The organism is Pandoraea sp. B-6, assembly GCF_000282835.1.
GTDB classification, from domain to species: domain Bacteria; phylum Pseudomonadota; class Gammaproteobacteria; order Burkholderiales; family Burkholderiaceae; genus Pandoraea; species Pandoraea cepalis.
In genome coordinates this window covers 12662-23880 of the sequence record NZ_KB290550.1, presented here as the reverse complement: position 1 = coordinate 23880, position 11219 = coordinate 12662, and the positions used below count along the sequence as shown (strand labels likewise).

Annotated in this window: 10 protein-coding genes and 1 pseudogene; 7 read left to right on the top strand and 4 right to left on the bottom strand. The window is 66.5% G+C overall.

Annotation, left to right across the window (positions count from 1 at the left end; all coding sequences use genetic code 11):
• Both A985_RS26295 and A985_RS0119475 read right to left on the bottom strand, forming a co-directional pair.
• Nucleotides 1-1368 (bottom strand): annotated as a pseudogene (locus A985_RS26295) (hypothetical protein); the annotation flags it as partial.
• Nucleotides 1368-3098 (bottom strand): autotransporter assembly complex family protein, encoded by a 1731-nt coding sequence (locus A985_RS0119475; RefSeq protein WP_017235052.1) that lies wholly within the window; start codon nt 3096-3098, stop codon nt 1368-1370. The gene A985_RS0119475 and the pseudogene A985_RS26295, both read right to left, overlap by 1 nt.
• Before the next feature lie 354 nt (nt 3099-3452).
• Here A985_RS0119475 and A985_RS0119470 point away from each other — a divergent pair, with 354 nt between their 5' ends.
• From A985_RS0119470 to panD, 4 genes are all read left to right on the top strand, one after another.
• Entirely contained in the window at nt 3453-3635 is a 183-nt protein-coding gene (locus A985_RS0119470) for a DUF3460 family protein (protein ID WP_017235051.1), read from the top strand.
• A 183-nt stretch (nt 3636-3818) separates the two neighbouring features.
• Nucleotides 3819-4685, top strand: a complete 867-nt coding sequence (locus A985_RS0119465) for a ScpA family protein (protein ID WP_026132165.1) — start codon at nt 3819-3821, stop codon at nt 4683-4685.
• Between the two features lie 184 nt (nt 4686-4869).
• The gene (gene panC / locus A985_RS0119460) at nt 4870-5706 is read left to right on the top strand and encodes a pantoate--beta-alanine ligase (RefSeq protein WP_017235049.1); all 837 of its coding nucleotides are present in this window, start codon (nt 4870-4872) and stop codon (nt 5704-5706) included.
• Nucleotides 5707-5833: 127 nt separating this feature from the next.
• Entirely contained in the window at nt 5834-6256 is a 423-nt protein-coding gene (gene panD, locus A985_RS0119455; protein WP_017235048.1) for an aspartate 1-decarboxylase, read from the top strand.
• A gap of 101 nt (nt 6257-6357) precedes the next feature.
• Here panD and A985_RS0119450 read toward each other — a convergent pair whose 3' ends face one another.
• Both A985_RS0119450 and A985_RS0119445 read right to left on the bottom strand, forming a co-directional pair.
• Entirely contained in the window at nt 6358-6981 is a 624-nt protein-coding gene (locus tag A985_RS0119450; RefSeq protein ID WP_017235047.1) for a ParA family protein, read from the bottom strand.
• A 60-nt stretch (nt 6982-7041) separates the two neighbouring features.
• Complete coding sequence (locus A985_RS0119445; RefSeq protein WP_026132164.1) at nt 7042-8598, bottom strand: cobyric acid synthase; 1557 nt, start codon at nt 8596-8598, stop codon at nt 7042-7044.
• Nucleotides 8599-8638: 40 nt separating this feature from the next.
• On the opposite strand from A985_RS0119445, the gene cobU reads away from it, so the two are divergent.
• The 3 genes from cobU to cobD all read left to right on the top strand — a co-directional run.
• Nucleotides 8639-9190, top strand: coding sequence for a bifunctional adenosylcobinamide kinase/adenosylcobinamide-phosphate guanylyltransferase (gene cobU / locus A985_RS0119440; RefSeq protein WP_017235045.1), 552 nt, complete (start codon nt 8639-8641; stop codon nt 9188-9190).
• Between the two features lie 6 nt (nt 9191-9196).
• The gene (gene cbiB / locus A985_RS0119435) at nt 9197-10177 is read left to right on the top strand and encodes an adenosylcobinamide-phosphate synthase CbiB (RefSeq protein WP_017235044.1); all 981 of its coding nucleotides are present in this window, start codon (nt 9197-9199) and stop codon (nt 10175-10177) included.
• On the top strand, nt 10174-11219 hold a 1046-nt coding region (cobD, locus tag A985_RS26290), incomplete at its 3' end, for a threonine-phosphate decarboxylase CobD (RefSeq protein ID WP_232424684.1). The genes cbiB and cobD, both read left to right, overlap by 4 nt.

Here is an 11219-nt window from a genome sequence, read left to right as displayed (position 1 = left end):
ATCGAGGACGATTTGTTGCCCGGTGGCGTCGAGCTTGATGTCGAGCGGCCCGCCGAGCGTCGTCGCAGGCAGCTTGCGGTACAACGCGCGCAGATCGAGATCGCGCATCGTCAAAGCGAAGCCGCCGACGGTCGCCTCGGCATCCGGCGACGTCGGCGGCGCCGCCTTTGCGGCGCTGGCCGCATTCGCCCCATTTGCCGCCGACGCGACAGGCGCCGTTGTCGCCGCCACCGACACGCCCCCCCTTTCCCGACGCAGCTCGCCACTGCCGGTGAGCCGGCCGCCCCCCACAAGCTTCAGCTCGATATCGGTCAGCGCCTGATGCGTCGCATCGAGCAGCACCTGCGTGCGCAGGCTTTCGACCGGCAGCCCGCCGGCATCGATGGCCCCTGGCTTGGCGTTCGTCACGGACACCGGCCCCAGCACGCGGAATGTTTTGGCCCCCGGCGCCGGTCGCAAATCGGCCTGCACCGCGAGATCCGCCTGCGGCGCCGTGGGATCGAAGTCGCGCGGATCGAGGTGATCGAGCGACACCTGCGCGCGCGAGAGCGGCACGGCGCTGAACGGCGACGCGGCAATGTGCGCCGTACCGTTCAGCGTCTTTCCGGTCGCCGTCAAGTCGACGACGAGCGCGTCGAGCGAGCCGGACAGGTCGGCCTGCAGGGCGACCGGAATATCGCCCGCCTTCGCTTGCAAGCCGACGTTGCCGCCCAGCGCGAACGGACGCCGGCCGTTCAACTGCACATTCGCCCGCACCTCGCCGTAGGGCGTGCCGAGATGTTCGACCTGAATCGTGTGTTGCGTGCCGTCGCTGCGCGCGGCGACGCGAACGTCTTCCAGCACCAGCGCAGGCGAATGCAGCGTGAGCTTCGCCACGCGCACGTCGTTCAACGTGAGGCCGAGCGGCAGACGCAGGCTCGAGGGCATCGTCGCGGGCGTGGTCGACGGTGGCGATGGCGCAAACGCCATCTCGACATCCCCCGCCTGCAACTTGTCGACGGTGAAATGCAGCGGGCGCAAGCGCAAGTCCCAACGGCTTTCGAGTCGGCTCACGGTGATGCGCGTTGCACCGTCGAGATAGCGCAGGTTGTTCACGGTGAAGCCGTGCGCGAAGCTTCCGCTGCGCCATTCCCCCGAGAGTTTGCCGCCGAGCGTCGACACGGCCGTCTGCCACAGCCAGCGGCTGCCGCGCTCGCTCGACATCGCCCAGAGCAGCGCGCCAATGACCAACGCGACGATGAGCAGGACCGCGAGTACGACGCCCGCCAGCGCTCGCCCCCATCGCCAGTGATGCGCAGGCGGCGTTGGTGGCGTTGGCGGCGGCTCGGATCGAGACGGCGGCGGTGAGGTATCGAGTGGCATCGTCATCAGAAAGCCACCCCCAACGAGATGGCCGGACGGAACTGCTTGTTGCGCACGCCGTAGCCCAGATCGAGGTTCACCGGCCCGACCGGGCTGCGCCAGCGCACACCGACCCCCACGCCGTGATACAGCGGCGTGGGATGGCGATAGTCGTCGGTGGCCGTGCCGACGTCCCAGAACACGGCCCCGCCCCAGTCACGCGTGACCCAGCGCTGATATTCGAGACTTGCCGTGCCGAGGTACTTCGTGGGGAACGTGGTGCCGTTCTGCTGACGGCCAATGCTCTGATACGTGTACCCGCGAATCGACGACGTGCCGCCCGCGAAGAACAGCAGCGACGACGGAATCCGGTTGCTGTTGCCATTGGTGAGCACGGCGCCAAGCTCCAGGCGCGCGATCACGATGTCACGTTGGCCCACGGGAAAGTACTGACGGATACGGCCATAGAGACGCCCAAAACTCTGATCGGTGAGGACCGGCTTCGCCGCGACGCCGATCTGCGTGTTCACAATGTTGCCCTGGCGCGGAAAGATCAAGTCGTCGACATCGCGACGGTTCCACGAAAACGCCGCCACGAGCGCCTTGTTGAGGAAAGGCTGGCCGCCGTCGGGACGTTCGTCCGCGCGGTAAAAGTCGAGCGTATAGGCCCAGTCGTAGCGATCGCGCGAGCGAGCGCGCTTGATGCCGATCTGGGTCGAGCGTTGATCGAGACCATTCAGATACGTGCGCTCGAACGATCCGCGGAGGCTGTTGGTGTACGCGCTGGTGTCGGGCGGCATGGCGATTTCGGCATACCCGCCCTGTCGATACTGTTCCAGACGCGCCTGCGTGTCGAACGTCCACGCGCGGCCGAACAGGTTGTAGTACGAATAACGCCCGTTGACGCTCGCGCCGGTATCGGTCGTATAGCCGACCCCGCTTCGCACGCGCTGCGTGGGGAATTCGCGCACCTTGACTTCGACCGGTGCGTTTTCGGCACGCGCCGGGTCCTCCGTCACCGAGATGATGACGTTCGAGAAGTATGGCGTGGCCTGAATCTGACGCTGCAGTTCCCGCAAGCGCTCGGCGTCGAACGGCTCGCCCTCGGTCAGCGGATTGACGTTGCGGATGATCTGCGCCGGATAGCGCCGCGTACCGGAGATGATGAGCGGACCGAGGGTGAAGGGCGGACCGCTCTCGTACGTCGCGACGAGCGACGCGGCGTCGTTATCGGCATCGACCACGGCGCGCGCGAAGGCCATTTTCGCCGCGTGATAGCGCTTCTGCCCCAGTTGGAACAGGGTGTCGTCCTTGGCCTTGTCCCAGTCGGCCTGACGGAACGGCGCATCCACCGGCAACGCCCAGGCATTGCGCAACTGCGCGACACGCTGTGGATCTTGCTCGACCACCGGGCCGGTGAACGTGAGATCGACGTTCTTGATATGCGTGCGCGGGCCGGAAGCCACTGCGACATGAACGTCGCGCTTGCCGTTGATGGTGGCCACGTCCACATGCGTGACGGGCGAGAAATAGCCTTCCGTCGACGTGAGTTCCTGCACCTGCTCGCCCACGGTCGCGATCAGATGTTCGAACTGGGCCTCGCCAATGTCGTCGCGCGCGGCGTAGCGCACGAGATCGAGGTTGTCCGTCAGGAGCTTGGCCAGGCCGTTGGGGGCGTCGACACGAACGCGATAGTCGGCTTGCGCCGCACCGGTCGTTCCCAGGCCCAATATCAAGCCGGCCAGCGTGATCAGCATGGCCGGTAGCGTGCGCAAAGGGGGCACGACTGGGCGACGGCAAACGTCGAAACCGGGTGGGATCTGCGAGACGGTCAAAACCTTCCTTGGCGTGTTGAATGTTGCGGCCGGTCGTGCGGCATGCGGTCAATGGCGCTCAATCGCACCCTGGGTGCAAGCATGGCACAGCATTGGCGCGGGCGATGCGCATGTAAGGCGTATATGAGACGTATTTGACCATAACCCTTCCCCCCGTTCACCCGCTTGGCCCAAAACAGCCAAAACGGTGGGCCGGGGACGGGTTTGCGGTAGAATCTGCGTCGATTGGCGCCGTCCCGATGGCGCCGCTGCTGCCTATTTTTCGAGCAATCGACCATGTACGAATCCGACATCACCCAATTCATCAAGCAACTGAAGACCGAGAAGCCGACGCTGGAAGCCGAACAACGTCAAGGTCGCGCCCTGCTGTGGGACAAGCAGCCGATCGATCTGGATGAGCGCCGCCAGGCCCAGCAGTCGCGCGTGGCCCAGCAGCCCTACGTCTATCAGGGCGAGTAAGTCGCCGCCGCCCGGCCGAGTCCCGTCTTGAATCCGAGTCCGCCCGACGATCCGTCGTACCCGCCCGAGCCGATCCCCGACGTCGCGCCGGCGTCGGCGCACGTCAATGCGACGGCGTCAGAGGCATCGTACGCGCCGGAGATCTCGGACCGACCGGAAGCCCCGGACGCGCCGGGGCCAGCATTGCCCCAGCCGCGCCCGGCCGGCAGCGCGGCGACGGAGCTGCCCGCGCCGCACAGCGGACAGGACTCCACGCCCGACACGGTCGACGGCGTGGCGCGTGCGCGCCTGTATGGCGAGCCGCTCTTCGCCCTGCCGAACGATCTGTATATCCCGCCGGACGCGCTCGAGATCTTCCTCGAAGCTTTCGAAGGCCCGCTCGACTTGTTGCTGTATCTGATCCGCAAGCAGAACTTCAACGTGCTCGACATCCCGATGGCGCAGGTCACGAAGCAGTACCTGCTCTACGTCGACCAGATCCGCCGGACCAATCTCGAGCTCGCGTCCGAGTATCTGCTCATGGCCGCGATGCTCATCGAGATCAAGTCGCGCATGCTGCTGCCGGTCAAGAAGGCCGACACCGGTGAAGACGCCGAGGACCCGCGCGCGGAACTCGTGCGCAGGCTGCTCGAGTATGAACAGATGAAGCTCGCCGCGCAGAAGCTTGACACGCTGCCGGTGCTCGGCCGCGACTTTCTGCGCTCGCAGGTCTATATCGAGCAAAGCCTGCAGCCGCGCTTCCCCGATGTCGACGCCGAGGACCTGCGCGCCGCGTGGGCCGAAGTGCTGCGCCGGGCCAAGCTCGTGCAGCATCACAAGATCTCGCGTGAAGAGTTGTCCGTGCGCGAGCACATGAGCCAGATTCTGCGACGCTTGCAAGGCGCACGCTTCATGGAGTTCACCGAACTGTTCGACGTCACGCGCGGCGTGCCGGTCGTGGTGGTCAACTTCATCGCCATGCTCGAACTCTCGCGCGAGTCGTTGCTGGAGATCACCCAGGCCGAGCCGTTTGCGCCGATCTATGTCCGCCTGACCTACTCGCCCAACTGAGCGCCCAACGAAGCGCCCAGGAAAACTCGGGGCGGCGCGAGTCCGCCATGCCAGCGCGGTTTTGCGCACGCCCATTGAGATTTCCTCTACAATCGCCCGGACGTTTTGGCGGCCACGCCCTTGCCAGACAAGGCACGCGCCACGCCTGGACGTAACACACACGTACGCCACGCACGGAACCTCAATGAAAGTCATCCCTTCGATTCATGAACTGCGCGACCAACTGCGCGGACAGAATCGCGTCGCCTTCGTGCCCACGATGGGCAATCTGCATGACGGGCATCTGTCGCTCATGCGGCTGGCGCGCCAGCACGGCGACCCGGTCGTTGCCAGCATCTTCGTGAACCGCCTGCAATTCGGACCGAACGAAGACTTCGACAAGTATCCCCGCACCATGGCGGACGACGTCGAGAAGCTCACGCGCGAGAACGTCTACGTGCTGTTCTCGCCGGACGAAAGGGAGATGTATCCGGAGCCGCAGGAATACCGCGTCGAGCCGCCGCACGATCTGGGCGACATTCTCGAAGGCGAGTTCCGCCCGGGCTTCTTCAAGGGCGTGTGTACGGTCGTCACCAAGCTCTTCTCGTGCGTGCAGCCGCGCGTGGCCGTGTTCGGCAAGAAAGATTACCAGCAACTGATGATCGTGCGCAGCATGTGTCGTCAGTTCGCGCTGCCCATCGAAATCATCGCCGCCGAGACCGTGCGTGCCGACGACGGCCTGGCGCTGTCCTCGCGCAACCGCTACCTGTCGGACGCCGAGCGAGCGGAAGCGCCGCAGCTCTATCGTCTGCTGGGCCAGGTCCGCGACGACGTCAACGGGGGCAAAACCGACTATGCGGCGCTCGAAGCCGCAGCCATGCAAACGCTGACCGAGCGCGGCTGGAAGCCGGATTACGTGGCGATTCGCCAACGCGCCAACCTGCGCGTGCCGGCCCCTGGCGCCGCACCGGCCGAGAGCCTGGTGGTGCTTGCGGCCGCCAAGCTCGGCGCGACACGACTGATCGACAATCTCGAAATCTGAGCGCCGGGCACGCCGCATACGGTCGAACGACCGTTGCCGTGTGCTCCCGACGCAAGCCGCGCGTGCCGGTTGCACGCGCATCTTTCGTCGCGCCGCTCGCGCGACACCGTAATACTAGAGGCAAGCCATGTACCGCACCATGCTCAAGTCGAAGATCCACCGCGCCACCGTGACGCATTGCGAATTGCATTACGAAGGCTCGTGTGCGATCGACGAGAATCTGCTCGAAGCCTCGGGCCTTGTCGAAAATGAGCAAATCGACATCTTCAACGTCAACAACGGCGAACGCTTCACGACCTATGCCATTCGCGGCGAGCGCGGTAGCGGCATGATCTCGCTCAATGGCGCCGCGGCCCGCCGCGCGCAACTGGGCGACGTCGTCATCATCGTGTCGTACGCACAGGTCGAGGAAAAGGAAGTACTGGCCGGGTTCAAGCCCAAGCTGGTGTTCGTCGACGAGAAGAACGTGCAGAAGGGCGAACGCGATCACGTGCCGCTGCAAGCGTGGGAAGAGACACGCGCCTTCGAGGCGGCGCAAGCGGCCAAGTAAGGCCGCGCGTCAACGCCTACGACAAGTGTCGAATGACCAAGGGGCCTGCGGGCCCCTTGGTCATTGTCGTCGCGCCGGCGCATTAACCGCCGCGCAGACGATCACTTCGCGACGAAGGCCGTAATGCCCTCCCACTGCGGCAGATCGCGCTCAACGCGTCCCGGCGCCACGTCCCACAGCGTGAGGCCGTGCGCGGCGAGCTGCACATAGTTCTGCGTGTTGCGCAGCATGCCGAGCACCGGCAAGCCGGCCTCCTCGCAGTAGCGCGAGAGCTGATCGGCCGCGCGAGTGCGGGCATCGACCCGCATGCCGACCACGCCGATACGCACATCGCCCTGTCGCACCGCCCGCTCCTCGCCCAGCTTTTGCAGGAAATCGCGTGTGGCGAGAATATCGAAGATCGACGGCTGCAGCGGCACCAGCACGTAGTCGGCGAGTTTGAGGATCGACTCGAGCCGCTTGCCGTGCAAACCCGCGGGGGTGTCGAGCACCGCATGGGTCGTGCCCTTGGGTGGACGGGCGACATCGTTGTGATCGACATCCCAGGTGGCGATCGGACGCAGTCCAGGCGGGCGCAAGCCCAACCAGGCCCGCGACGACTGCTGCCGATCCGTGTCACCGAGCATCACCGCATGCCCCTGCGCGGCCAGATAGCCGGCCAGATTCGTCGCCAGCGTACTCTTGCCCACTCCCCCCTTCGGATTCGCCACAACAATCACCGGCATTGCAGACTCCCCTAGGTCGATTTGCCGTTCATCTTACAACGGCGGGATGGCGGCCTCGCGTCAGTCCACCTTCGCTGTGCACTCATGCAGACATGCCCAGACCCGCGATAGATCCAGATGCGCCGCCAGCGAATCCGCCAACCGGTCGAGCGACGCCTCGCGTAGCGCGTTGTAGTCCTGCGCTTCGACATCACCGGCGCCGGCCCACGTGAGCAGCGCTTGCAGGGACTGTGGCGTATCGAATAGGCCATGCAGGTAGGTGCCCATCACCTGATCGTCGGCCGAGCGGGCGCCGTCGGCGCGGGCGGCCGCTTCACTCGATTGCGCCGCGTGGCTCGCGTCGCCCGCCAACCAGACAGCCGGCCGCTCGAGCGCCGCCCCGTGCGTCACGCCCATGTGGATCTCATAGCCGCTCACGGGGGCATCGCCGACGGCGAGGTGTCCCGTCACGACACGGAGCTGCTTTTGCGGCTGCATCGTGGTCTCGAGGTCGAGCCATCCGAGGCCGGCGGTCGTCCCCGCCTCGCCTTCCAGCCCGAGCGGATCGTGAATCGACGTCCCGAGCATCTGCAAGCCCCCGCAGATACCTAGCACCTTGCCGCCGTAGCGCAGATGCCGTGCGATGGCCGGCGCCCAACCCTGCCCCCGCAGCCATGCCAGATCGGCACGCACATGCTTGCTGCCGGGCAGAATCACGAGATCGCTGTCGGGCCACGACTCGCCCGCACCGACATAGCGGAAATCGACCTGCGGGTGCGCCCGCAAGGCGTCGAAGTCGGTGTGATTGCTGATGCGTGGCAAAGCGGGTACCGCGACGCGCAGGCGCGTCTCGCTGCGCGCGGCCGAGTGGCGCTCGTCGGGCAGCATGTCTTCGCCATCCAGGTGCAGGGCGTGAAGATAGGGCAACACGCCCAGCACCGGGATGCCGGTGCGCGCCTCCAACCAATCGAGGCCACTGGTCAACAGCGACGGATCGCCTCGAAACCGGTTGATGACGAAACCCTTGATGCGTGCACGCTCGCTCTCGGACAGACACGCGAGCGTGCCGAGCAATTGCGCGAACACACCGCCCCGGTCGATATCGGCGACGAGCAACACTGGCGCGTCGACCGCCTCGGCGAAGCCCATGTTCGCGATGTCGCGCGCGCGCAGGTTCACCTCGGCCGGGCTGCCGGCCCCTTCGACGAGCACCGCATCGTAGCCGGTGCGCAAGCGCTGGTAAGCGGCCAGCACGGCGGCCATCGCACGGGGCTTGTACTCGTGATACGCACGCGCATCGAGATCGGCCATGACCTTGCCGCCGATGATGACCTGCGCGCCGCGGTCGCTGCTCGGTTTGAGCAGCACGGGATTGAAGTCGGTGTGCGGCGCGATGCCGGCCGCCTGCGCCTGCAAGGCCTGCGCCCGACCGATCTCGCCGCCGTCGGCCGTCACGGCACTGTTGAGCGCCATGTTCTGCGGCTTGAAGGGTGCCACGCGCACGCCTTCACGATGGAGCAAACGGCACAGACCGGCGACCAAAGTGCTCTTGCCGGCATCGGACGACGTGCCCTGAATCATCAGGGTGCCCCGATAGGCGCGTGCGGGCGCCGCGAAATTGACAGGGAATTCACTCATGACGCGAATTATCGCATCGGCCGCTCGTACAATATTGCCCATGAGTGCCCTCGACCTGACTTTCGTGCTGGGTGGCGCGCGCTCCGGCAAGAGTGCGTTCGCCGAACGTCTCGCCGGACAAAGCGGCCTGCCGGTCACCTACGTCGCTACCGCCGCGGTAAGCGACGAGCCCGAGATGCGCGCGCGCATCGCCCACCATCGCGCCAGCCGTCCGGCGCACTGGCGCACCGTGGAAGTCGGACGCGATCTCACGGGAACACTGCGCGACGTCGCCCGTGACGGCCATTGCGTACTGGTCGACTGTCTGCCGCTGTGGCTGGCCGGTTGGCTCTGCCCGCCCGACGATCATCCCGACGGGCCCGCCAGCGATACGCAGTGGCACGGTGTCGTCGAATCGCTCGACCGGACGCTGGAATCGCTGCCCGGCAAGATCGTTGTCGTCAGCAACGAAATCGGACTCGGCGTGATTCCGATGGGCTCGCTGACGCGCCGCTACGTCGATGAGCTGGGCCGTCTGAACCAGCGTGTCGCGGCACGCGCCCCGCAAGTGCGTTTTGTCGTCGCCGGATTGCCGATGACCGTCAAAGGATAATCGCCAATGCTCACTGCCATCGCCCCCGAATCGCTCTGGCTCGCCGCCCTGATCGGCGTACTGCTCGACGCCTGGCTCGGCGAGCCGCGCCGGTGGCATCCGCTGGCCGGGTTCGGCTACATCGCCAACGGCGTCGAAGCCTGGCTCAACGCGCCCGGCATCCAGGACAAGCCGTTCAGCGCCATGGTGCGCGGCGCCTGGGCGTGGGCGATCATGCTGGTACTGCCCGTCGCGATCGCCTGGGCGCTGACGTTCCTGCCCGGTTGGGGCGGCATTGTCTGGCAGGCGCTCGCGTTGTACGCCGCCCTGGGGGCGCGCAGCCTGCGCGAGCATGTGATGCCCATCGCCCAGGCACTGCGCGACGGCGACTTGGCGCAAGCGCGCGCGCTCACCGCTCGCATCGTCTCGCGCGACACTGAAGACGCGAGTGCCTCCGATCTCGCGCGCGCAGCGGTGGAGTCAACGCTGGAGAACGGCAACGATGCCATCTTCGGCGCGCTGTTCTGGTTCGCCATCGCAGGTGCGCCCGGCGTCGTGCTGTTCCGACTCGCGAACACGCTCGACGCCATGTGGGGCTATCGCACCGACAAGTTTCTGTACTTCGGCCGGCCGGCCGCTCGCATCGACGACGCCCTCAACTGGATTCCCGCGCGGCTGACCGCTGCGAGCTACGCCATCTTCGGCGACGTCGCCCGGGCCATCGACTGCTGGCGCACGCAGGCGAGCGCCTGGTCCAGCCCGAACGCCGGGCCGGTGATGGCCGCTGGTGCCGGCAGTCTCGGTGTCCAATTGGGCGGCCCCGCCCGCTATCACGGCGAGTGGGAAGCACGTCCGGCGCTGGGTTGTGGCATGACGCCGTCGCCGCAGCACATCGAGGCCGCGTGGCGGCTCATCTCTCGCTCGATGTGGATGTGGCTGATCGTCGGCGGCGCGCTGGCGCTTTTCGCGGCCTCACAGGCCGATAGCGTGCCGACGGGAATGTTGTGAACGAGACGGCATTCCCCGCGTTGTACGCGTCACCAGCGCCTCGCCATGGCGGCAATCTCGGCGAAGCCATTGTGCGGTATCAACGGCCGCGCGAAGACTGGCTCGACCTGTCCACAGGCATCAATCCGAACGGCTATCCCGTGCCGATGCCGCCTGCGAGCGTCTGGCGCGACTTGCCCGATGCCTTCGACGATCTGCGCGACGTGGCGGCGCAGTACTACGGCGCGCCTGTCCAGGCCGTGGTGCCGTGCGCCGGATCCCAGGCCGTCATTCGCGCGTTACCCGCGCTGCTGCCGCCGGGAAGCGTCGCCGTCGCCTCGCTCACCTACAGCGAGTACGCGCCGGCCTTCGCCCAAGCCGGACACACCCTTGTGCCATGGCTGGGGCCCGAGGCCGGCTTGCCCGACGTCGACTACCTCGTGTGGGTCAATCCCGACAATCCGACGACACGGTGCGTTTCACGCCAGACCCTCTCCCGATGGCAAGGTTTGCTGGTCGAGCGCGGTGGCATGTTGATTGTCGACGAGGCTTTTGCCGACGCGTCGCCCCACGCGTCGATGACATGCCACGCAGGCGAGGATGGCCTCGTCCTGCTGCGCTCGGTCGGCAAGTTCTTCGGGTTGGCGGGTATTCGCGCGGGCTTTGCCCTTTGTCCGCAGGGGGTGGCGACGCGCTTGGCCGAGCGACTTGGCGCGTGGACGGTCAGCGGCCCGGCAAGGTTCGCGGTCCGAACGGCCCTGCGCGATACGGCCTGGCAAGCGGCGACGCGCGTGCGTTTGGAGAAGGACGGCCAGCGCCTGCTCGCGCTGTTGCGAGGGCGGGGCTGGCCCGCGCAAGGCACGCCCCTTTTCGCGTGGACACCGCATGCGATGGCGCCGCGATGGCACGCCCAGTTGGCGGCGCAGGGCATCTGGACACGGCTTTTCGAGGCACGTCCGATCGCCGTGGCGAACGGGGAAACGCGGACCTTGCCGAGTCTGCGGCTCGGCCTGCCGTCGACCGAGAGCGAATGGCAGCGATTGCAGTTGGCACTCGACGGCTC